The organism is Cryobacterium sp. N22 (assembly GCF_002929555.1).
Classification (GTDB): Bacteria; Actinomycetota; Actinomycetes; order Actinomycetales; family Microbacteriaceae; genus Cryobacterium.
Genome location: NZ_PJJP01000039.1, coordinates 737,487 through 759,031, shown reverse-complemented (window position 1 = coordinate 759,031; position 21,545 = coordinate 737,487). Strand labels below are relative to the sequence as shown.

Genomic DNA, 21,545 nt, shown 5'->3' with positions numbered 1-21,545 from the left:
ATCCCGAGCGCCGAAACCTGCAACCCCTACGGTGTGCCGAGCACAAAATCGTGGGTCTGCCCCGGATGCAGCTGCGCGTCGCGCCCCTCGACGCGCACCCGGATGGGTGTGGCCCCGCCGCTGGGCAGCCGCAGCCTGAGACTGCTCGGTGTGACCTCGACGTGGATCGGTTGGTCGCGGTAGGTGATGCTGAAGGTGATCTTCTCCAGCTGGGTCGGCAGCACGGGGTGCAGCCAGAGCAGGTCGTCGCGGATCTCCAGGCCCGTGTAGCAGCGCACGACCATGTCGACGGAGCCCGCCATCGCGCCCAGATGGATGCCCTCGTTGGTGGTGCCGCCCTGGCCGTTGTCGAGGTCGCCGGTCAGCGCCCGGCAGAGCGAGTCCCAGGAACGTTCGCGGTCGGCGCGGGCATCCACCCAGGAGTGCACCACGTTGCTCAGCGTCGAGCCGTGCGTCGAGCGGGTCCGGTAGAACTCGACGGTGCGCCGGATCTGGTCGGGGGAGAGCGAGTAGCCCAGCTCCTCGACCAGGTCGCGCAGCTCCTCCGCCGAGAACAGGTACAGCAACATCAGCACGTCGGCCTGCTTGGCGACCCTGTAGTTGTTGCTGCTGTCGCCCTCGGCGTTGAGGAGCAGGTCCAGGCGGCCCAGCGAGCGGTCCGTCGTGCCGTAGGTGTCCCGGTAATGCGCCCAGTCCAGTTCGGGCAGGTCCTCGTAGCCGTGAAACTGGCTGACCACCCCGTCGGCATGGAAGACCAGACGCAGCCGCCGGCCGATCCTCTCCCAGGTGTCCACCTCGTCGGGCCCGAGCCGCAGCCGGTTCCACAGTGGCCGGCAGGCCCGGCCTTCGAGCACGGCAACGGTGTCGACGGCGCGGCGCATCAGCCAGGCGACCATGACGTTGGTGTAGGCGTTGGAGCGCACGCCCTCGCCGGGGTGGCCGGGCAGTCCGTCGTGGAACTCGTCGGGCCCCATCGTGCCGCCGATGTCGAACCTGTCGGACGCCTCGTCGTACTCCGTGAGGGAGGCGAAGAACCTGGCGATCTCCAGCAGTAGCTCGGCGCCCTGTTCGACCAGGTATTCCACGTCGCCGGTGGCCTGGTAGTAGCCCCAGACGCTGTAGGCGATCGCCAGGCCCACGTGGTGCTGCAGGCCTGAGTGGTCGGGCATCCACCGGTTGGTGCGCGGGTTGAACAGCTCGGTGGGGGTGACCTCGCGCCCGTCGATGCCGCTCTGCCACGGGAACCTGGCTCCCTGATGGCCGGCAGCGCGCGCGGCGGCCCTGGCCTCGCCCAAGCGGCGGTACCGGTAGCCCAGCAGCGCCCGGCTGAGGTCGGGCCGGCGCAGGGTGAGCACCGGGTAGACGAACAGCTCGTCCCAGAAGACGTGGCCGCGGTACCCCTCACCGTGCAGCCCCCGGGCGGGCACGCCGGCGTCGAGGTCGGCATCCCCCGCGGCGACGGTCTGCAGAACGTGAAAGGTATTGACGTTGAGCGCGAGCGACTGTCGCGAACCCTTGTGCAGGTGCACCGCGAATTCGTCCCAGAGAACCTCCCATTCCCGCTCGTGCGCGGCCAGGAGCTCGGCGGTCTGCGGGAGCCGGCCGAGCCAGGTGGCCACCGCCATCGAGGGGGAGAGGATCGCACGGTCCCTGGAGGTGCTCACGACGACGACCTTCTCGACGCGCAGGGGGACGCCCCGCTCGAGGGTGAGATCGAACTCGTGGGCGACCCAGCGGCTGGAGTCGGTGAGGAACCTCCTCTCGGGGTCGAGCAGGGTGCCGCCGGAATAGGCCCGGGTGCGGGCGGCCATGGCGATGTGGATGCCCGACCGGCTGGTCTCCACCTCCAGCAGCACCGCATCCCCCCTCAGTTCCCGCGTGGTGCGGGGCATCAGGTGCAGGTGGGCGAGCAGCCTGTCGGTGGCCACGTTGCGGTTGGCCACCCTGCCGTCGATGGCCGAGCGCACGGTGAGCGGCCCCGACCAGTCCTCGGCGACGAAGGTGGTCTCGAGCACCGCAACATGCGGCGCCGCCTGGGACACGAACCGCCGGCTCTGCACCCCCGTGACGCGGCCGCGCGCATCACGGAACCGCATCAGCCGGGTGAGCACGCCCCGGCGCAGGTCGAGTTCCTGGCTGTAGTCCAGCAGGTCGGCGGTCTCCGGGTGGAACCAGCCGGTGTCGGGGGCGGCGAAGTCGCCCACGCTGCTGCTCCCGACGCCGCCGGCGGTGCGGAACCAGAGGGAGAGCCAGTTGGGGGCGTTCACCAAGTGCTCGTCGTCGCGCACGTGCTCGCCGACGGCCACGGAGTCACCGACGGCTTCGCCCACGTGCACCTCGGTGCTCAACGGGTTGTAGACCCCGGCCAGGTAGGTGCCCGGGTAGTGCACCGCATCCGTGCGCGCCTCCGGAGCGGCGCCGCGGGTGCCCCAATAGCCGTTGGCAAGGGTGCACAACGCTTCGCGGTAGCCCTCCGCCGCCGGGTCGAACCCGTCGAAGCGCAGCAACCACGGGTCGACCGGGCTCTCGTTCTCGGTTTCGGTCACGGTGGCCTCCTCATCTGGTGCCGAGAGTCGCACCGCTGGCCGCGCTTGTCGAGGTGCGGGTGGTTGGATGGACGCATGACTTCACTCTCGGCATACATCGACGATTTCGCCAGCTTCATCACCGCGTCGCCGTCGTCGTACCACGCGGCCGCTGAGGCCGCCCGGCGGCTCGACGAGGCCGGCTTCGAGCGCCGTGACGAGTCGGAGGACTGGACGGCCAGCACGAGCGCCGGTCGCTTCTACGTCGTGCGGGATGGCGCCATCGTGGCCTGGGTGCAGCCGGCCGGGGCCACCCCGACCACACCGTTCCGAATCCTCGGGTCGCACACCGACTCGCCCGGCTTCAAGCTCAAGCCCAAGCCCACCACAGGGTCATACGGCTGGCTGCAGGCCGGTGTCGAGGTGTACGGCGGGCCGTTGGCCAACTCCTGGCTCGACCGTGAACTCGAACTCGCCGGCCGGCTGGTCAGCACCGACGGGGTGGCGCACCTGGTGCGCACCGGCGCGTTCCTGCGCATCCCGCAGCTGGCCGTGCACCTGGACCGCACCGCCAACGAGGCCCTCAGCCTCGACCGGCAGCGGCACCTCAACCCGGTGTTCGGGGTGGGCGACCTCCGCCAGGCCGACCTGGTCGGACACCTGGCCGCGCTCGCCGGGCTGGCCGCTGAGGATGTCGCCGGTTACGACATCCTCACCGCCGACACCAACCCGCCGGCCCGGTTCGGCCTGGACAACGAGCTGTTCGCCGCGGGCCGGATGGACAACCTCTCCTCGGTTCACGCCGGACTGGTGGCGCTCATCCAGGGGGCAGAGAACACCGAGACCATCAACGTGCTCGCCGCGTTCGACCACGAGGAGCTGGGTTCGCAGTCTCGGTCCGGGGCGAGCGGGCCGATGCTCGACGACATCCTCAGCCGCATCGGCGACGACCTCGGAGCCACCATGTCCGAGCGCAAACGCGCCTACGCCGACTCCTGGTGCGTCTCGGCCGACGCCGGCCATTCCGTGCACCCGAACTACCCCGAGCGGCACGACCCGGCCAACCTGCCGCTGGCGGGCCGGGGCCCGCTGCTCAAGATCAACGGCAACCAGCGCTACGCCACGGATGCGGCCGGTGCCGCCCTTTGGGCCCGCTGCAGCGCGGCCGCCGGTGTGCCGTACCAGGAGTTCGTGTCGAACAACACCGTGCCCTGCGGCTCCACGATCGGCCCGCTCACCGCCACCCGGCTGGGCATCCGCACCGTGGATGTGGGCATCCCGCTGCTGTCGATGCACTCGGCGCGCGAACTCGCGCACGTGAACGACCCGTTCTCGTTGTCCGCCGCGATCGGCGCGTTCTTCGCCGGCGCCTAGGGCGGGCTCCCGCGGCGCAGGTTAGTGCTCGCGGCGCAGGTTAGTGCCGGGTTGAACCTGCGCCACGAGACGTAGGGTGCGCCACGAGCACTCGGGTGCGCTGCGAGCGGGCGGATGACCGTGGTGGCGGCTCGCAGGCCGGACTACAACTGCCCGGTCAGCCGCCCGTGCATGGCCCGGCTGCGCTCGTCGAGGCCGTGGAAGGTGACCGTGGCGCCGTGCTGGCGGTACTTGGTTTCCACGGAGTCGAGCACGGCGACGGTGGAGGCATCCCAGATCTGCGCCTGGGACAGGTCGACGTCGACCGTGGCGGGATCGACCCCGTAGGAGAACTGCTCGACGAGGTCGTTGCTGCTGCCGAAGAACAGCGGCCCGCTCACCGCGTAACGCACCGACCGGCCGTCGTCGGCGAGCACCCGGTCGACCCGCACAACGTGTGCCACCCGCCGGGCGAACAGCACCATGGCCAGCACCACGCCGGCGCCGATGCCGATGGCCAGGTTGTGGGTGGCCACGACCACGATGACGGTGGTGAGCATCACGACGGTCTCGGGCACGGGCATCCGCCGCAGGGTGGCCGGGCGCACGCTGTGCCAGTTGACGGTGGTGACGGCCACGACCATCATCACCGCGGCCAGCGCCACCATCGGGATCTGCTCCATCAGGCCGCTGAGCGCGGTGACCAGCAGCAACAGGAACGCACCCGCCACGAAGGTGGAGATGCGGGTGCGGGCCCGGCCGAGCTTGACGTTCACGACGGTCTGGCCGATCATCGCGCAGCCGGCGATACCGCCGTAGAGGCCCGCGAGCATGTTCGCGATGCCGAGCGCCCACGCCTCGCGGCCCTTGGGCGAGCGGGTGTCGGTGATGTCGTCGACGAGCTTGGCGGTGAGCAGGGTCTCCACCAGGCCCACGAAGGCCACGCTCAACGCCGTGGGCCAGATGATCTGCAGGGTCTCCAGGTTCACCGGCACGAGTAGCGGCGTGATGCCGGGCAGGCCGCCGGAGACGTCGCCCTGGTCGCCCACGGTGGGCACGGTCAGGTGCCAGGCCATGGCGATCGCGGTGACCACCACGATGGCCACGAGCGGCGCGGGCACCACCCTGGTGAAGCGGGGCAGCCCGAGCACGATGAGGATGGTGAGGGCGAACAACGGGTAGACCAGCCACGGCACGTCGAGAAGGTGCGGCACCTGGGCGATGAAGATCAGGATGCCCAGCGCGTTGACGAAGCCGATCATCACCGACCGGGGGATGAACCGCATCAGCCGGGCGAGGCCCGTGACGCCGAAGAGGATCTGCACAAGCCCGGCCAGCAGCACCGCGGGCAGCAGGTACGAAACGCCGTGGTCCTTCACGAGCGGCGCCACCACGAGGGCGACGGCGCCGGCGGCGGCGGTGATCATGGCGGACCGGCCGCCGAGGAACGACATCGAGACGGCCAGCACCACCGAGGCGATCAGGCTTACCTTGGGGTCGACGCCGGCGATGATCGAGAACGAGATCACCTCGGGGATGAGCGCCAGCGTGGTGACGACTCCGGCGAGCACCTCGACGCTGAGCGCCTTCGGCCGCCGAAGGGTGGCGCGCACGGTCGGCGGGGTGGGGATGGCTGCGGACGGCGCGGCGGTGGGGCGTGGGTGCACTGTGCAACTGTAATCGGCACAACTGCAATCGGCGCCGCGGCGCTCACCTGAAGGCCGAAACTATAGACAGCAACACTATCCGATAGTTACACTATCCATATGAGGATGGCGCAACTGAGCACGGCCAGCGGGATCCCGGTGGCCACGATCAAGTACTACCTGCGCGAGGGCCTGCTGCCCGCGGGGGAGCGGTCGGGCCCGAACCAAGCGCTGTACGGGCCGGAGCACCTGCGCCGGCTGCGCGTCATCCGGGGTCTGCTCGAGGTGGGCGGGCTCAGCATCGCCGCCGCCCACCAGGTGATCGACGCCATCGACTCCGACCTGGGCCTGTCCCACACCTTCGATATCGCCCAGCGCACGGTCTCGCCCCAGATCGACCTCGCGGCCCTGTCGCCCGAGGCCGTGGCGCAGGTCGATACGGTGCTGAGCGGATGGCACGTATCGCCGGACAACCCCGGCCGTCTGGCCGCGGCCCGGGTGCTGCAGACCTTCGCCGAGCTCGGCCAGCCCGACCTCAGCGGTTGGGTGCCCGGCTACGCGGCTGCGGCGCTCGCCGTGGCAGAGGCCGACCTCGACGAGGTCGACGCCCGCTCCGACCGCGAATCCAAGACCGAGATGGTGGTCGTCGGCACCGTACTCGGCGATGCCCTCTTCGCCGCCCTCCGCCGAGCGGCGCAGGAGCACGTCTCATCCCGGCGGTATCCAGCACCGCCCAACCCGTAAGTCACCCCATCCCGTAAGGAGTCCGTCATCATGGCCAGCACTCGCACCGGAACCGGAACCACCTTTCGCAGCACCCTGCTCAACGGCCCCGCGCTCGGCGCACCGCCCGCCATCCGCTGGCACCGGCCGCTGCTATGGCTCGCCCTCGTCATGGCCGTCGTCGCCGCCGGGGCGCTGGTGGGCCTTCTCGTCGATCCCCGCACGGTCACCGGGGCGCCGCTCTGGGCCAAGCCGCTCAAGTTCGCCATCTCGGTGGGCATCTACGCGGTGACCCTGTCCTGGCTGATCGGGCTGTTGCCCGGCGCTCTCGCGGGCCGCCGCCGGCTGGCCTCGTATCGGCTGGCCTGGTGGGCCGGCACGGTGGCGGCGGTGTGTCTCGTCGTGGAGATGGTGGTCATCGTGGGAGCGGCCGCGGCCGGCCTCACCAGCCACTTCAACGTGACGACGGGCTTCCACGCCGCCCTCTGGTCGGTCATGGCGGCATCGATCGTCACGGTCTGGGTCGCCGCCGTTCCCATCGCCATCCTGCTGCTCCGCGCCGACCTCGGCGACCCGGGCCGGGCCCTCGCGATCCGATCCGGCCTGCTCATCGCCCTGCTGGGCATGGGCCTGGCGTTCCTGATGACCGGACCCACCGCTGCCCAACTCGATGACTACCAGGGCATCGTGGGCGCCCACACCGTGGGTGTCCCCGACGGCGGCCCCGGCCTGCCGCTGCTGGGCTGGAGCACCGTGGCCGGCGACCTGCGGATCCCGCACTTCGTGGGGATGCATGCCCTACAGGTACTGCCGCTGGCGGCCCTGCTGCTCGAAGTGCTCGCCCGATGGATGCCCGCCGTCGCCCGTCCGCTCGCCCGCCGCGGCATCCTGCGCGCGCTCGTGGGTCTCTACCTGGGTGTGCTGGCGCTGGTGACCGGGCAGGCCCTCGCCGGCCAGTCCATCGTGGCGCCGAGCGCCCCGGTCCTGGCCGTCGCGGCGGCCCTGTTCGCCGCCACTGCCGTAGGCATCACCCTCACCCTGCTCCGGGAATCCCGCCGCGTGCGCGGTTAGGGTACGGCCAGGCGGGCTATCCGCGCCCGGGCGGCTTGCTCCGACGTGGAGGATCCGCCGAGCAGCAGTCGCACCAGGCCGAGCACCGCGCCGGTGGCCCAGATCACGGGCAGGGGGCTCCGGCGAAGGCCCAGCATTCGCCGGTATTCGACCGGGATCGACGCCACGGCGCCGGCGAACATGATGCGGTAGAACGGCAGCATGCCGCGCCGAAGAGGCGGGTGGCGGATGAACCGCACGGCCTCGGCCACCCGGTCGCCGCCCATCAGCACTCCGGCGTCGGAGAACGCCTTCAGTTGCGCGGTGAGCTCGGCGTCGGACCGGGGCGGGTCCTGCACTCCCACGAGTTCGCCGGCCGTGGCCCACTCCCGCACGTACCGGTCGGCGCCGCCGGGGATCGGGCCGCCCCAGAGTGTGTGGCTGGCCAGGAAGGCATCCGTGAACACCACGTGCACCCAGGAGAGCAGCTCGGGGTCACCGGCGGAGTACGGCCGCTCGACCCCCTGCGCGTCGACGTAGCTGCCCACCACCCTGTCGTGGAACCGGCCCACCCGGCTCGACTCGCGCTCGGCCTGCTCGGTGGCGGCGAAGGTCACGGTGAGCAGCCACTGGATGGTGCCGCCGAGCCGCCCGAGCGGATCCTCCCGGTACCGGGACCAGTCGTGCACCCCGGCCATGGCGCCCGGGTGCAGGGTCTGCATGAGCAGCGCCCGGATGCCCGCGACCATGGTGGCCAGCCCGCCGTGCACCGCCCAGGCCGCCGAACCCGGCCCGAAGAAGCCGGCGTCGTCACCCAGCTCCATGGTGCCTACCCAGGCCGGCCGGCCCTCGTCGTTGCCGGACAGCGTGGCGAGCAGGTGCGAACGCCAACTGTTCACGAATCCCTCGACGAGCCTGCTCATTCTTCGACCGTAATCGACGAGACCGGGCGGATGGCTGGGGATGCGCCCCGAAATCCGGTGTGGCTAGACTCCGTTCATGAAAAGCGGCGAGCCATGAGAATCGAGAACATCGAGCTGCGCCGGGTCAGCCTGCCGCTGGTGCGGCCGTTCCGCACCTCGTTCGGCACCATCACCGAACGGGAAATCACCCTGGTGCACGTGTCGACCGCCCACACCGAGGGCTGGGCTGAATGCGCCGCCGAGGTGCGGCCGCTGTACAGCTCGGAGTTCATCGATGCCAGCGACCTGGTGATCCGCGACCACCTCATCCCGCGGTTGCAGGCCCTCGGTGACGACCTCACCGCCGAGAGGGTGGGAACCGCCCTCGCCCCGGTCAAGGGCCACCAGATGTCCAAGGCCGTGCTGGAGGCGGCGATCCTCGACGCCCAGCTGCGGGAGAGCGGCCAGTCCTTCGGCGGCTACCTCGGCGCCGTGCACGAGAGAGTGCCGGCCGGCGTCTCGGTGGGCATCATGGACACCATCGACGAGCTGCTCGAGGCCGTGACCGGCTACCTGGCGCAGGGGTACCTGCGCATCAAGCTCAAGATCGAACCGGGCTGGGATCTCGCCCCGGTGCGGGCCGTGCGCGAACGGTTCGGCCCCGACCTGCTGCTGCAGGTCGACGCGAACACCGCATACACGCTGGCGGATGCCCGGCACCTCGCCCGGCTCGACCCGTTCGACCTGCTTCTGGTCGAGCAGCCCCTGGGTGAGCGGGATCTGCTCGGGCACGCGGCGCTGGCCCGGCTCATCCGCACCCCGGTGTGCCTGGACGAGTCGATCGAATCGGCGCAGGACGCCGCGGCGGCGATCAGCCTGGGCGCCTGCAGCATCATCAACGTCAAGCCGTCCCGGGTGGGCGGCTACCTCGAGGCCCGCCGCATCCACGACATCGCGGCCGCCCACGGGGTGCCGGTGTGGTGCGGCGGGATGCTCGAGACGGGCATCGGCCGGGCCGCCAATGTGGCCCTCGCCGGCCTGCCGAACTTCGTGCTGCCGGGGGACACCTCGGCCTCCGACCGCTACTACGCCCAGGACCTCACCGCCCCGTTCGTGCTCGAGGACGGCCACCTGCGGGTGCCGACCGGTCCGGGCACCGGGGTGGAGGTACTGCCGGACGTGCTGGCCGAGGTCACCCGGTCGCGCCGCGACATCCGCTTCTAGCGGCCGATGCCGGTCGGTCGTAGGCTGCCCGCCATGGACATGAAAATCGAACTCGTCAGCATCCCGGTCACCGACGTCGACAGGGCCAAGACGTTCTACGTCGACCAGGTCGGCTTCAACGCCGACTACGACCAGAGAGTCAACGAGGCCATGCGGTTCGTGCAGTTGACCCCGCCCGGGTCGGCCTGCTCGATCGTGATCGGCGAGGGCATGACCGACATGCCGCCCGGCTCGCAGCGCGGCATACAGATGGTGGTCGCCGATGCTGACGCCGCCCGGGCGCAACTGGTGGCCGCGGGTGTCGAGGCCAGCGAGGTGGACGAGCAGGCCTGGGGCCGGTTCGTGTACTTCGCCGACCCCGACGGCAACACCTGGTCGCTGCAGCAGCTGCCGGCCCGCGACTAGGCGCGCCGGGTCCGCCGCATACGCTGGAGGTATGCCCTCCTACCGCGTGACCATGACCATCGGCGCCCTGCAGCCGGGGGTGCGGCCGGACGCGGTCCTGCCCGCCGCTGCGGCCGCGGCCGCGGAGCGCACCACTGTGGAGGCCTCCGACCTGGCCGTGGTGGCCGGGTCGGCGCGCGCCACGGTGCGTTTCATCGCCGACGACGGCGATGCGGCGCTGAAGGTCGGCGACCACGTTGTGGCTCAGACCCGGCTGGTGGCCGTGCCGGTGACCTGGCTGGTCACCGAACGGGTGAAGGGGCGCTGGCTGCCGGTGCGCTGACCGCTTCGGCACCGAGCGCGGCAGCCCGGACACGGTCGTCGCCGCGACGCTGCTCCGGCCGGGCCGGCGCGATGATGGTGCCCCGGCGGCCGTCGACGACCAGCGGATCTGCGGCGCCGAGGATCTGGCTGCGCGCGGTGCCGTAACGGTGCCAGAGGGAGGCCGTCCAGGCGCACAGCAGCGCGTCGATGAGGTCCTCGCGGTGCTTGTAGGCGGCGTCGGCCAACGGTGTCGCTTCGGTGACCAGGCTGTCGGTCGCCTCGTGGGTGGCCAGGTTCAGCGGCGGCGCGGCGGCGTGCAGGCGCCACATCCGCTCGATGAGGTCGTCGCAGACCAGGGCGCGTTGGGCGCGGCGTTCAACGATCGGCAGCGCCGACCCCATCCTTTTGTAACGGGGGCGCCTGTCGTCGTAGCCGAACTCCGCGGCGCCCACCAGCGTCGTGTACGGGTAGCACTCGAAGAAGTTCGGGGCCCCTGCGGCGACGGGGTCGAGTCCGTCGGTGTAGGTCCAGCCGAGCTCCTCGAGCCGGCCACGCAGGGTGACCCCGCCGAGGTGGGGCAGGGCCTGGTTGGAGGCGTTGGCCGACACATGCCAGCGACCGTACCGCGATCCGGTCTCCCGTTCGCACTCGCGCATGCCGCGGGGATTGTTCACCACCAGCGGGGCGTCGACGGCGAGCACCGCGCCGGGTTCGACCATCGACTGCACCCAGTCGATGACCTCGTCGATGCCGCGGGCCCAGCCCGCGTGGATCACCCGCCCCGTGTCGTCGATGCAGGCGAGCCCGCTTTCGTTGGCCGGTTTCGCGGCCGTGCCTTCTGCCCAGGCCAGATCCACCCCGAGGAATCGTGTCATGGCACATACGTACCACGCCCCGAGCGCCCGTGAAAGGTGCGGCGGGTGAGTGCCGACGGCGCGCTCCCGCCGACCGGTCACCCCCGAGTGCGGGCCAGGCGTAAGATTTTCAGGTTGCCCACACGGCGAAGACACCAGCGAATACGGGGGAAGTGGCGATGAACCACACGACAGGACCGAAGAAGAACCGGATGCCGACGGACAAACCGGCGACAAATCGTAAGGTCATCGCGCTGGCAATCGCCGGCGCGTTCGGAGGGTTCCTCTTCGGATTCGACTCCTCGGTGATCAACGGCGCGGTCGAGGCCATCCAGGGCCAGTTCGGCCTCACCGAAGCCATCACCGGCTTCGCCGTCGCCAGCGCCCTGCTCGGCGCGGCGACCGGCGCCTTCCTCGGCGGCCGATTCGCGGACAGGTTCGGCCGCATCCCGGTGATGCTCGTCGGCGCGATCGTGTTCTTCGCCAGCTCCATCGGCTCCGGACTCGCGTTCGGCGTGGTCGATCTGATCGTCTGGCGCGTCGTCGGCGGCATCGGCATCGGGCTCGCCTCGGTCGTGGCTCCCGCCTACATCGCCGAGATCTCGCCCCGGCAGATGCGTGGGCGGCTGGGTTCCCTGCAACAGCTCTCCATCACCATCGGCATCTTCGCCGCCCTGCTCTCCGACGCCGTGTTCGCGTCGACCGCCGGCGGCGCCAGCGAGATGTTCTGGTGGGGCCTGGAGGCCTGGCGCTGGATGTTCCTCGTCGCGGCCATTCCCGCGGTGATCTACGGCGTGATCGCCCTGCTGCTGCCCGAGTCGCCGCGCTTCCTGGTGCTGCACGACAAGGAGGACAAGGCCCGCGAAGTGCTGCAGAAGGTGTGGCCGCACGGCGACGTGGACCGTGAGCTGCGCGACATGAAGGCCTCGATCGAGGACGACACCCGCGCCAAGCGCACCGGGTCGCTGCGTGGCACGGCGTTCGGTCTCAAGCCCATCGTCTGGGTGGGCATCATCCTGTCGGTGTTCCAGCAGTTCGTGGGCATCAACGTGATCTTCTACTACTCGACCACCCTGTGGAGCGCGGTGGGCTTCGAGGAGTCCAGCTCGCTGGCCATCTCGGTGGCCACGTCGGTGACGAACATCCTGGTCACCCTGGTGGCGATCGCGCTGGTCGACCGGATCGGCCGCCGGCCCATCCTGCTGACCGGTTCCATCGGCATGACGGTGTCGCTGGCCACCATGGCCATCGCGTTCAGCCAGTCGGCCATGGTCGACGGTGAACTCGCCCTGCAGGGCGCCTGGGGTCCGATCGCGCTCGTCGCCGCGAACGTCTTCGTCATCTCCTTCGGCGCCTCCTGGGGCCCGGTGGTCTGGGTGCTGCTCGGCGAGATCTTCCCGAACACCATCCGGGCCAAGGCCCTGGGCCTGGCCGCCGCCGCGCAGTGGATCGCGAACTTCCTCATCACCGTGACGTTCCCGCCGATGGCGGCGCTGTCGCTGCCGCTCACCTACGGCATGTACGCCCTGTTCGCCGCGCTGTCGTTCCTGTTCGTGCTCACCAAGGTGCCCGAGACCAACGGCATGTCGCTGGACGAGGCGAACACCCTGCTGCCGAACAAGAACGCGGCAAAGCCGAAGCCGAAGATGCGGCGTTAGCTAGATCAGGTCGCGGAGCAGCTCTTCGGGGCTGACTCCGCGGCTGGTCGCGCGGCGCTTGAGCCGGCCGAGCTCCTCGGCGCTGAGCGCCACCTGCACGGTGTGCGGGCGGTCGACCTCGAAGTCGAACAGGCCCAGGTCGGCGGATGCGCGCGGCGCGGCGACCTTCGCCGCCGCGGTCTTCACGGCCGTGGTCTTCGTGGCCGGGGTCTTCGCGGGGGCGGTCTTCGTCGCGGGCGCCGGCCCGCCGGCGACAAAGCCCGGCCCGATGGGGATCGCGCCGTTTCGCTGGTACGCCTCGGAAACCGCGCGGGCGCGGGAGTCTGCGGCCTCGTTGAGTGGGTGGTTCGCGTGACCCTTGACCCACTCGAAACGGTATTTGCGGCCCACCAGGGCTTCGTCGAGCTCCTGCAGCAGGTCGAGGTTCATCACGGGTTTGCCGTCGGCCTTGCGCCAGCCCTTGGCCTTCCAGCCGCGCATCCACTTGGTGATGGCGTTGATGACGTACTGACTGTCGCAGAGCACGAGCAGGTCGTCGTCCACGTGCGCGGTGGCGCGGAAGAGTTCGAGGACGGCCTTGAGCTCGCCCTGGTTGTTGGTGGCGTGCTTCCAGCCGCCGGCGGCCCAGTTGTTGTCGTCGATGTACCAGGCCCAGCCGGCCGGTCCGGGATTGCCAAGGGCCGAGCCGTCTGCGGCGGCGGTGATAGTCATGGATCCAGTCTGCCAGCCCAGGAGCGCCGTCACTCCCGGTCGGCGGCGGTGACCGCGGTCAGGGCCCGCGCGACGGCGTCGACGGCCACGGCAACGTCGGCGGCATCCGTGGACCAGTTGCTGACCGAGATGCGCAACACCGCCCGCCCGGACCAGACCGACCCGCTCATCCAGACCGCCCCGTCCTCGATGAGCGCCTGCGTCACCCGCACCGTGCGGTCATCGGTGCCGAACGAGACCGATACCTGGGTGAAGACCACCTCGTTGAGAACCTCGACGCCCGGCAGCGACGCCAACCCCTCGGCGAGAGCCCTGGCGTTGTCGGCGAGCCCCTCGACGAGGGCCACCGTGCCGCTGCGGCCGAGTGAGCGCAACGCCGCCCACACCGGAACACCCCTGGCGCGTCTGGACAGTTCGGGAACCAGGTCCATCGGATCGGCGATGCCGGCGTCGTCCCGCACGAAGTAACTGGTGTGTGCCGCGAACGCGGACCGGGCGGCGGCCGGGTCGGCGACCACGGCGATGCCGCAATCGTAGGGAACGTTGAGAGTCTTGTGCGCGTCCGTCGCCCACGAATCGGCGGTGTCCAGTCCGGCCAGGACGGCTGCCCAGCGCGGGCTCGCGGCCGCCCACAGCCCGAAGGCGCCGTCGACATGCACCCAGGCCCCGGCGTCGTGGGCCATCCGGATCAACTCGCGCATCGGGTCGAAGCTGCCCGAGTGCAGGTTCCCGGCCTGCAGGACGACCAGGCTGGGACCGGTGACCGTCGCCAGCGCGTCCGCCAGGGCGGCGGGACGCATGCGCCCCTGCCGGTCGGCGGCGACGAGGGTCGGCTCGCCCAAGCCCAGGTAGCGCAGGGCGAGGATCACCGAACTGTGCACCTCGGCGCCGGCCAGAACGCTCACCCGGGGCGCGCCGGTCAGGCCATCCCTGTTGACGTCCCAGCCGGCCGCGCGGAGCACCGCGCCTCGGCCGGCGGCCAGGCCGACGAAGTTCGCCATCGTGCCGCCGGTGGTGAAGCCCACCGCGCTCGAGGCGGGCAGGTGCAGCAGGTCGAGGATCCAGGCGCCGGCCCGTTCCTCGATCGCCGCGGTCGCCGGCGTCGCGTAGCGCAGGCCGCCGTTCTGGTCCCACGCGCTCACCAGCCAGTCCGCCGACAGGGCAGCGGGCAGGGTGCCGCCCATCACCCAGCCGAAGAAGCGGCCGGAGCCGATGGCCATCAGCCCGGGTTCGGCCAGGGTGGCCAGCTCGGCCACCACAGCGGCGGGATCGGCGGGGACCTCCGGCAGGGCGCGGGCGAAGGACGCCGCCAGCCGGTCGACCGGCGCCGCCGGTTTCACGGGCCGGGACGGCAGCGAATCCAGCCACTCCCGGGCAGACCGAACCGCCTGCTCGAGGGGTTCCCGGTAGTCCTCCGGCCGGAAAGTCATGCGGTCACCATACCCCCGCCCAGAACCTCGCCTGCGGTGGACCTAACCCTGGATGCAGGTACCGGAACTGACCGTTGCGGAGAGGCCGTCGGCTTGGGCGACGACCGGGGCGACCTCGGACATCGCCAGGGCGTAGCCCACATTGGCGGTGTTGGCGGCCTTGGCGAAGATCACGCCGGCCACCCGGCCGTCGACGTTGAGCAGCGGGCCGCCCGATTCGCCCTGCTGCACGTCGGCGGCGAGGGTGTACACGGCGCGATCGGTGGGGGACTGGCCGTAGATGTCGGCGACGAGCATCGAACCGACCGACATGACCCGGGCCGGATCGGAGTCGAACGGGCCGCCGAAGGGGTACCCCAGGCTGACGCCCTCGCTGTTCACGGCCAGGTCGCCCTGCAGGGTCAGTGGTGCGGCGGCCAGTCCGGGCACGGCGATGATCGCGAGGTCGTCGACGGGGTCGAAGTAGACGATGTCGCCGGTCAGGGCGCCGGCTCCGGGCACCTCCACGACGGCTTCGGTGACCCCGGCCACGACGTGGGCGTTGGTCATCACGCGCTCGGGGGCCACCACGAAGCCCGACCCGGACTGGCTCTGGCCACAGGCGACGGCGTTGCCGGTGATGCGCAGAACGGATGCCGCCGCCGTGTCGAGCGCGGCACTGTCGAGTTGAGCCTCCGGCAAGGCCGGGCTCTGGCCGCCGAAGGCATCCGAGATGAGGGGCAGGCCGTCCTCGACGACGGTGGAACGCAGCTGGGCGAGGAAGCTCTTCACGGGGTCGGGGGTGACCGAGTCGATGGTGCGCACCACCCCGGAGGAGGCGATGGCGGAGGTGAGCGGGGGGATGCCCAGCGCGCCGACGCTGAACGCGACCATCGACATCACCGCGGCGGCGGCGGCCACGCCGATCACGGCGCCGAAGAGCCTGTCGACGCCGCGCAGCTTGCGCGGGGTGCGGCGGCGGAGGGCCCGGCCGATCGACTCCCCGATGGTGAGTCCACTGATCACCAGCAGCAGCGCCGCGGCGATCGATGCCGGGGTGCGCCACTCGGCGGCCGGCACCCAGGTGGGCACCAGCGGCACCACGAAGTACGCCGCGACGGCGCCGGCGACGAGGCCCAGCACACCGCTCAGGCTGCCGATCAGGCCGCTGCGGTAGCCGGCGCCCAGACTGGCGACGAGCAGCACGACCAGAATGACGTCGAGGATGATCGATCCCTGCATGCACGCTCCCGCTAGAAGGGGCGGAGGGTCCGCCGATCCCAGCCTAGGCGGGCGTACGCGGGTTTTAGCTGGGAAGCCCGTCAGCCGCGTCGGAGCTCGACGAAGCTCATGCCCTGCAGGTCCAGGAAGACGCTGTCGCCGGTGTCCACGAGCCGCATCAGGATCTCGGTGCAGCCGGGGCAGCGCAACAGCAGGCCGTGCGAGTTGGGGGACAGCCGGGCGGTGGCCAGGGCGTCGGTGCGGCCGCAGGAGGCGCAGCGGCAGCGGGCACTGACGACATCCGTGCTGAAGAACTCGCTGAGCGGGCCGGCGGCGGCGTTGCCGTCCAGGTAGTCCAGGTCGTTCACGTCGCCGGTCACGGTCTGGTCCCGGTGTCGCCGTAGCGTTCGGTTTTGATGCGGGCCGGGGAGTGGCCGCCCAGCACGAGCCAGTCCGCGACGGTTTCGACGAAGGCGGTGGCCCCGCAGACGAACACGGCGGGATTGTCGGCCGCCGGCCAGACACTCTGCATCAGCGTCGCCGCATCCAGGCGCCGGGGCGGCCTGTCGTTGCCGGCCGGTGCCGCACGGGTGTACAGAACGGTGACGTCCACGAGCGGCGACCGGGCCAGGGCGTCGAGTTCGCTGCCGTAGTAGACGGCGTCGGGTCCGCGCACCGAGTAGAGCAGCCGGAACGGGGCGGCGGCGCCGGGGGAGGCGGGGTCGGCGACCGCGTGGGCGCGGAGCATGGCCATCAGCGGCACCACTCCGGAGCCGCCGGCGATGAGCTGCACGGGCGAGGAATCGGCCGGGTCCCAGACGAACCAGCCGCCGACGGGCCCGCGCACCTCGAGCTGGTCGCCCACGGCCACCTGGTGCACGAGATAGGGCGACACCTCACCATCGGCCAGCTCCTCCACCGTGAGGTCGAGTTCGTCACCGGGCGACGCGGATGCGACGGAGTAGGAGCGCACGGCGGTGTAGCCATCCGGGGCGGTGAGGCGCACGTCTACGTGCTGGCCGGCGCGATGCCCGGTCAGGCCGGGCAGCCGCAGCCGCAGGGTGCGGGCGGTCCGGGTCTCCGGGGTCACTCCGATCACCTCCGCCACTCTCCAGCTGCTTCTCACCAGTAGCGCTCTTCGCGCCAGGGGTCGCCGTACATGTGATAGCCGTTGCTCTCCCAGAAACCGGGTTCGTCCTGGCGGAGCAGTTCGAGGCCGCGCACCCATTTGGCGCTCTTCCAGAAGTACAGGTGCGGCACCAGCAGCCGGGCCGGTCCGCCGTGCTCCGGTTCGAGGGGCTCCCCGTCGAACTCGTGCGCGATCCAGGCCTTGCCGCCGAGCAGGTCGTCGAGCGGAACGTTGGTCGTGTAGCCGCCGTAGGAGTGCGCCATGGTGAATTCGCAGTCGGACTCGACCGACTCGAAGAGGGTGTCGAGCGAGACGCCGCGCCAGCTGGTGCCGAGCTTCGACCAGCTGGTGACGCAGTGGATGTCCTGGCTCACGTCATCCTGCGGGAGCGCGAGGAACTCCGCCCAGCTCCAGCGGTGCACCTGCCCGGTTTCGGTGGTGATGGTGAATTCCCACTCGTCCGGGGTGATCCGGGGGGTGGGGCCGGCCGAGAGCACCGGGAACCCCTCGGTGAGGTGCTGGCCGGGCGGCAGCGCCGGGTCGTCGCGGCGGCCGCGGCCGAAAAAGCCTGGAGAGACGATTCCCATGGCGGGGTCCTTTCTGCGCCGGATTGCTGTGTCACCCCGTTGTACCGTGTGCCGGCAGGATTCACCAGTGTCACGGCTCCGGCCAGGCGAGGCTCTCAGCCGTCATCGGACGGTTGGGCCTGGTCCATCCACCACTCGATGAACTCCCGGGCCCGGCCGTCGGGAGCCCAGCGGATCACCCAGAGATTGCTGTAGACCCGGCCGGCCGCGTAGCGCGTGACGCCCTCGATGATGGACATCTCGGGGGTGATCGCCAGCGGCGACCACTCGAAGGTGAAACTGTCGGGCTCGTCGGCATGATCCAGCCACCCGGCGACAATCGCCGGGCGACCGCGCCACGGCTCGCCGAACGGGTCGGTGAAGTACTGGGCTTCCTCGGTGAAGAGAGCGTTGATGTGATCGGGATCATTCGAGGACCAGGCCTTGAGGTACCCCTGCATCCATCGGGTGGTGGCGTCCGGGTTGTCGGCGGGCTCGCTCATGCCTCAGTTGTAGCGCGTGCGCCATCGTCTGGCCAGGGGCCCGCGATCAGAACGGGAGCGGGTCGTCGACGCCGTGTCGAGGCGCGGGCGTGGCCGAGCGGATCAGCTCGCTACGGGCTGTTCTGGTACACGTCGCTGACCGCCCAGGCCGTGACGAAGACCTCGCCGCCGGCCACGATGTCCAGGGTGATCGGCCAGGAGCCACGCTCCAGCCCCGGATACAGTGCGGAGTACAGCGTGTACGTGGCCAGTTCGCCGTCGGTGGCCATCGCGTTCCAGCCGATGCGGGTCACGCCGTAGCCCTGGGCCGGCACGGTGATCGGCATCGCACCCGGGTCCTCGGCCATGAACGATCCGCCGTGGGTGACCGTCACGTCGATGGCGGACCCGTCCGCGTCGGCGAACGCGAGGTCGGGGTACCCGTCGAGCACACAGGGGGTGTCGGAGAAGTTCATCACCTCGATGGTGAGCACCCGGTGCCCGGTGGCGGCATCGGTCTCACCGAGCAGCGGAGTGGCCTGCTCGGGAGTGCACCAGGTGGGGTCGATGTCATCGGGGTCGGCGTCCGGAGCGATCGTCGGCGGCGGTGTGGACTCCACGTCGGGATCGGGAACGGCACCGAGGGTCTCGCCCTCGGCGACGGCGGAAGCCTCGGCCGACGCCACCCGCGCCGCGCGGGCGCCGGCGCCCAGGGTGAGGGTGGACAGGCCGAGGGCCAGCACGACAACGCCGGCGAGCACCGGCAGCCGGCGGCGGGATGCGACGGCGACCGATTCAGGTGCCGCCCGGCGGACACCGAGCAGGGCCGGGATCCACCCGAGGAGGAGGCCCCAGTAGCCGCTCTGCAGGATCAGGCTGCCGGCGGGATCGAGGATGAACGCGGCCCGGCTGGGCGGAAACGCGGTGATGATCGCGCTGAGCGCAAACGGTGCGGTGGCAAGCACCCCGGTGACGACGGCAACGAACCAGAGCGCGAGAAAACGCGTTGGACGAGGGCCGGACGCATCCCTGTCGACCAGGCCGGCCAGCAGCAGGTGCACGAGGAAGACGGCCACCGTCGAGAGCAGCGGAACCACGACGATCCAGGGAAAAGTGAGGTACACCAGGCTGGACGGCATGGACTCCGGCAGCACGTGGGCCAGGACCTGGCGCGGAATGCGCTCCTGCCCGGCCAGATAGGCGAAGGCGCCGGAGCTGCCCAGCCACAGCAGAGCAACAACCAGGCTCGGCCCCCAGCCGAGTCGAACGCGCCCCCACGATGACATGGGTCGAGCCTAAGGGAGGGCGGGAGCCCCGGTTGACCGGCCTACAGGTCGCGGGCGCAGTCGATGCAGAGCTCCGCGGCCGGCCGGGCCGCCAACCGGTCGCGCCCGATCGGTTCGCCTCGCCGCAGGCACCGGCCGTAGCCGCCGTCACGGATGCGGGCGAGCGCGGCGTCGATGGCGGCCAGGGCCGCAGCGAGCTCGCCGTGTACCCCGGCCCGCAACGACCACTCGTCGGAGAGGGTGGGCCCCTCCGGGTCATGCTCGTCGTCGGCGTCACCGCCGCTTCGCGCCGCGCGCACGGCAGTGAGACTGGCGCCCTGCCTCGCCAGTTCGAGCTCGAGCTCGCGGCGCTGGGTGCGCAGCAGAACGTCGAAGTGGGCAATCTCGGCCGGGCTCAGCACCTGCGCAGGTTCGGCCACGATCAGGACACCGACACGCTGATCTCGTGCAGGCCGGTGGCGCCGTCGGGCGCGACATCGGCGAGCTTGCTGGTCTGCACCAGCCCGTCGGCATCCGTGGCCCGAACCCGGATGGTGTGTGAGCCGCCGGTGGCCGGCCAGTCCCAGCGCCACTGCCGCCAGGTGTCGACCGAGATCGCGTCGGCGAGGGTGGCGGCGTTCCATTCGCCGTCGTCCACCTGCACGTCGACGGCCGAGACACCCACGTGCTGGCTCCATGCGACGCCGGCCACCGTCACGGTTCCGGCGTCAACGGTGGCGTTCTCGCGGGGTACGTCCACACGGCTCGACAGCTTCACCGGTCCCTTCTCCGACCAGCCGCGGGTGGACCAGTACGCGCTCTCCTGGTCGAACCTGGTGACCACCAGCTCGGTGACCCACTTCGTGGCCGACACGTAGCCGTACAGGCCCGGCACCACCATCCGCACCGGGTAGCCGTGTTCCAGCGGCAGCGGCTCGCCGTTCATTCCCACGGCGAGGATCGAGTTGCGCTCATCGGTGAGGGCCTCGAGCGGGGTGCTGGCGGTCCAGCCGTCCTGGCTGCGGGAGAGCACCATGTCGGCGTCGGCGAGCGGTGTGGCCCGGGCGAGCAGTTCGCGGATCGGGTAGCCCAGCCAGACGGCGTTGCCGATCAGGTCGCCGCCCACGTAGTTCGACACGCAGGCCAGGGTGGTGGTGCTCTCCTCCAGCGGCAGGGCCAGCAGCTCGGCGAAGTCGATCTCCACCTCGTTCTCGACCAGTCCGGTGATCTTCAGGGTCCAGGTCGACGGGTCGATGCGCGGTACCGAGAGCGCGGTGTCGATGCGATAGAACTCGGCGTTGGGGGTGATGAGCGGCGTGAGGCCGTCGATGTCGAACGACGCCCCGGCGGGAATCGGGGTACCCGGCGTGTGGGGTGCGGGCAGGGTGAACAGAGCCCGTGCCGCATCCGCTGCCCGGCTCCCGGCCGTGAGCAGTTGGCCGCCGATGGCCGCGAGCACGCCGACCCCGGCGCTGATCCCGGTGTAGGCGAGAAACCGGCGGCGGTCCAGCGCGGCCCGTGACCCTGCTGCCGGAGTTACGGATACCGCCGTGGCGGCCCCGCTCGCCCGCAGCCTGTTGATCAGCATGGTAAGTACCAGCGCGGCGACCACCATCGCCAGCACCGGCGGTACGGCGTCGAACGGGGATGCCCCAGCGCGGGTGAGCGCGGCGGCCAGCGCGACCAGGCCGGTGGCCACGATCACGAAGCGGCCGAACGGGGGACGCCGGTATTCGAGGATGCCGGCCAGCGCAGCCAGGATCGCCGCGACCAGGGCGATGAAGACGATCAGCGCAACCTTGTCGCCGGTGCCGAACAGCGAGATCACCAGCTCCTTGACCCAGGCCGGCGCCAGATCGATCAGGAGCGCACCGACCACCAGCACCGGGCTGGCACCGGGCGCGATGAGGCCGGCGACAAGCTCGGCGAGGCCGAATCCGGCCAGAACCGCGGCCAGGCCGGCCAGGGCGGGCAGCACGGGAGCCGGTGTCGGCGAGGCGGGGCTGGACATGGGATCAGCTTAGATTTTCCGCCTGTGAGACGGGCCCGCCTGCCCTTACGAATCCCTTACGAATCCGCGGGTTCCGCGGCCAGGAGGTGGATAGGGGAGGATTGGGGG

At 70.8% G+C, this 21,545-nt stretch carries 21 protein-coding genes; 7 read left to right on the top strand and 14 right to left on the bottom strand.

Translation table 11 applies throughout. The features are described from left to right. Positions 1-26: 26 nt before the first annotated feature. On the bottom strand, positions 27-2,546 hold the full coding sequence (locus CXY76_RS19030; protein ID WP_233200051.1) for a glycoside hydrolase family 65 protein: 2,520 nt from the start codon (positions 2,544-2,546) through the stop codon (positions 27-29). A gap of 75 nt (positions 2,547-2,621) precedes the next feature. On the opposite strand from CXY76_RS19030, the gene CXY76_RS19025 reads away from it, so the two are divergent. Continuing rightward, entirely contained in the window at positions 2,622-3,899 is a 1,278-nt protein-coding gene (locus CXY76_RS19025) for a M18 family aminopeptidase (RefSeq protein ID WP_104167246.1), read from the top strand. Positions 3,900-4,042: 143 nt separating this feature from the next. On the opposite strand, the gene CXY76_RS19020 is transcribed toward CXY76_RS19025, so the two are convergent. Further along, positions 4,043-5,545 carry a SulP family inorganic anion transporter gene (locus CXY76_RS19020; protein WP_369826186.1) on the bottom strand — a complete coding sequence of 501 codons (1,503 nt, stop codon included), beginning with the start codon at positions 5,543-5,545 and terminating at the stop codon, positions 4,043-4,045. 99 nt (positions 5,546-5,644) lie between these two features. On the opposite strand from CXY76_RS19020, the gene CXY76_RS19015 reads away from it, so the two are divergent. After that, positions 5,645-6,268 (top strand): MerR family transcriptional regulator, encoded by a 624-nt coding sequence (locus CXY76_RS19015; RefSeq protein ID WP_104167244.1) that lies wholly within the window; start codon positions 5,645-5,647, stop codon positions 6,266-6,268. A gap of 30 nt (positions 6,269-6,298) precedes the next feature. Further along, positions 6,299-7,318: a hypothetical protein gene (locus tag CXY76_RS19010; RefSeq protein ID WP_199190364.1), complete on the top strand. Its 1,020-nt coding sequence runs from the start codon at positions 6,299-6,301 to the stop codon at positions 7,316-7,318. Here CXY76_RS19010 and CXY76_RS19005 read toward each other — a convergent pair. Next, entirely contained in the window at positions 7,315-8,220 is a 906-nt protein-coding gene (locus CXY76_RS19005) for an oxygenase MpaB family protein (protein WP_104167242.1), read from the bottom strand. The genes CXY76_RS19010 and CXY76_RS19005 overlap by 4 nt on opposite strands. 93 nt (positions 8,221-8,313) lie before the next feature. Between CXY76_RS19005 and menC the strand changes: the two genes are divergently transcribed. From menC to CXY76_RS18990, 3 genes are read left to right on the top strand one after another with little or no spacing between them, the layout of a single operon-like run. Further along, entirely contained in the window at positions 8,314-9,423 is a 1,110-nt protein-coding gene (menC, locus tag CXY76_RS19000; RefSeq protein ID WP_104167240.1) for an o-succinylbenzoate synthase, read from the top strand. Positions 9,424-9,456: 33 nt separating this feature from the next. Further along, positions 9,457-9,828: a glyoxalase superfamily protein gene (locus CXY76_RS18995; RefSeq protein WP_104167238.1), complete on the top strand. Its 372-nt coding sequence runs from the start codon at positions 9,457-9,459 to the stop codon at positions 9,826-9,828. 31 nt (positions 9,829-9,859) lie between these two features. Next, positions 9,860-10,150: a hypothetical protein gene (locus tag CXY76_RS18990; protein ID WP_104167236.1), complete on the top strand. Its 291-nt coding sequence runs from the start codon at positions 9,860-9,862 to the stop codon at positions 10,148-10,150. On the opposite strand, the gene CXY76_RS18985 is transcribed toward CXY76_RS18990, so the two are convergent. Continuing rightward, complete coding sequence (locus CXY76_RS18985; protein WP_104167234.1) at positions 10,110-11,006, bottom strand: DUF429 domain-containing protein; 897 nt, start codon at positions 11,004-11,006, stop codon at positions 10,110-10,112. The two genes, CXY76_RS18990 and CXY76_RS18985, sit on opposite strands and share 41 nt — an antisense overlap. Positions 11,007-11,197: 191 nt before the next feature. On the opposite strand from CXY76_RS18985, the gene CXY76_RS18980 reads away from it, so the two are divergent. Continuing rightward, entirely contained in the window at positions 11,198-12,643 is a 1,446-nt protein-coding gene (locus CXY76_RS18980) for a sugar porter family MFS transporter (protein ID WP_104167232.1), read from the top strand. Here the strand turns inward: CXY76_RS18980 and CXY76_RS18975 are convergent, their stop codons facing one another. The 10 genes from CXY76_RS18975 to CXY76_RS18930 form a co-directional block, all read right to left on the bottom strand. After that, complete coding sequence (locus CXY76_RS18975; protein WP_104167230.1) at positions 12,644-13,354, bottom strand: RNase H family protein; 711 nt, start codon at positions 13,352-13,354, stop codon at positions 12,644-12,646. Between the two features lie 29 nt (positions 13,355-13,383). Next, on the bottom strand, positions 13,384-14,784 hold the full coding sequence (locus tag CXY76_RS18970; RefSeq protein WP_104167228.1) for an aminotransferase class V-fold PLP-dependent enzyme: 1,401 nt from the start codon (positions 14,782-14,784) through the stop codon (positions 13,384-13,386). A gap of 42 nt (positions 14,785-14,826) precedes the next feature. Beyond that, on the bottom strand, positions 14,827-16,005 hold the full coding sequence (locus CXY76_RS18965) for a MarP family serine protease (RefSeq protein ID WP_104167226.1): 1,179 nt from the start codon (positions 16,003-16,005) through the stop codon (positions 14,827-14,829). Between the two features lie 80 nt (positions 16,006-16,085). Then, entirely contained in the window at positions 16,086-16,364 is a 279-nt protein-coding gene (locus CXY76_RS18960) for a DUF6510 family protein (protein WP_233200047.1), read from the bottom strand. Further along, complete coding sequence (locus tag CXY76_RS18955) at positions 16,361-17,083, bottom strand: ferredoxin reductase (protein ID WP_369826185.1); 723 nt, start codon at positions 17,081-17,083, stop codon at positions 16,361-16,363. Before CXY76_RS18955 ends, CXY76_RS18960 begins: the two co-directional genes overlap by 4 nt. Positions 17,084-17,106: 23 nt before the next feature. Then, positions 17,107-17,700 carry a sulfite oxidase-like oxidoreductase gene (locus CXY76_RS18950; protein WP_104167222.1) on the bottom strand — a complete coding sequence of 198 codons (594 nt, stop codon included), beginning with the start codon at positions 17,698-17,700 and terminating at the stop codon, positions 17,107-17,109. Positions 17,701-17,795: 95 nt separating this feature from the next. Then, positions 17,796-18,182 carry a nuclear transport factor 2 family protein gene (locus tag CXY76_RS18945; RefSeq protein WP_104167220.1) on the bottom strand — a complete coding sequence of 129 codons (387 nt, stop codon included), beginning with the start codon at positions 18,180-18,182 and terminating at the stop codon, positions 17,796-17,798. Positions 18,183-18,292: 110 nt separating this feature from the next. Further along, positions 18,293-19,447, bottom strand: a complete 1,155-nt coding sequence (locus CXY76_RS18940; protein WP_104167218.1) for a DUF4232 domain-containing protein — start codon at positions 19,445-19,447, stop codon at positions 18,293-18,295. Between the two features lie 41 nt (positions 19,448-19,488). Beyond that, on the bottom strand, positions 19,489-19,866 hold the full coding sequence (locus tag CXY76_RS18935; RefSeq protein ID WP_233200045.1) for a TraR/DksA C4-type zinc finger protein: 378 nt from the start codon (positions 19,864-19,866) through the stop codon (positions 19,489-19,491). A 2-nt stretch (positions 19,867-19,868) separates the two neighbouring features. After that, entirely contained in the window at positions 19,869-21,437 is a 1,569-nt protein-coding gene (locus CXY76_RS18930) for a molybdopterin-dependent oxidoreductase (RefSeq protein WP_104167216.1), read from the bottom strand. Between the last annotated feature and the right edge of the window lie 108 nt (positions 21,438-21,545).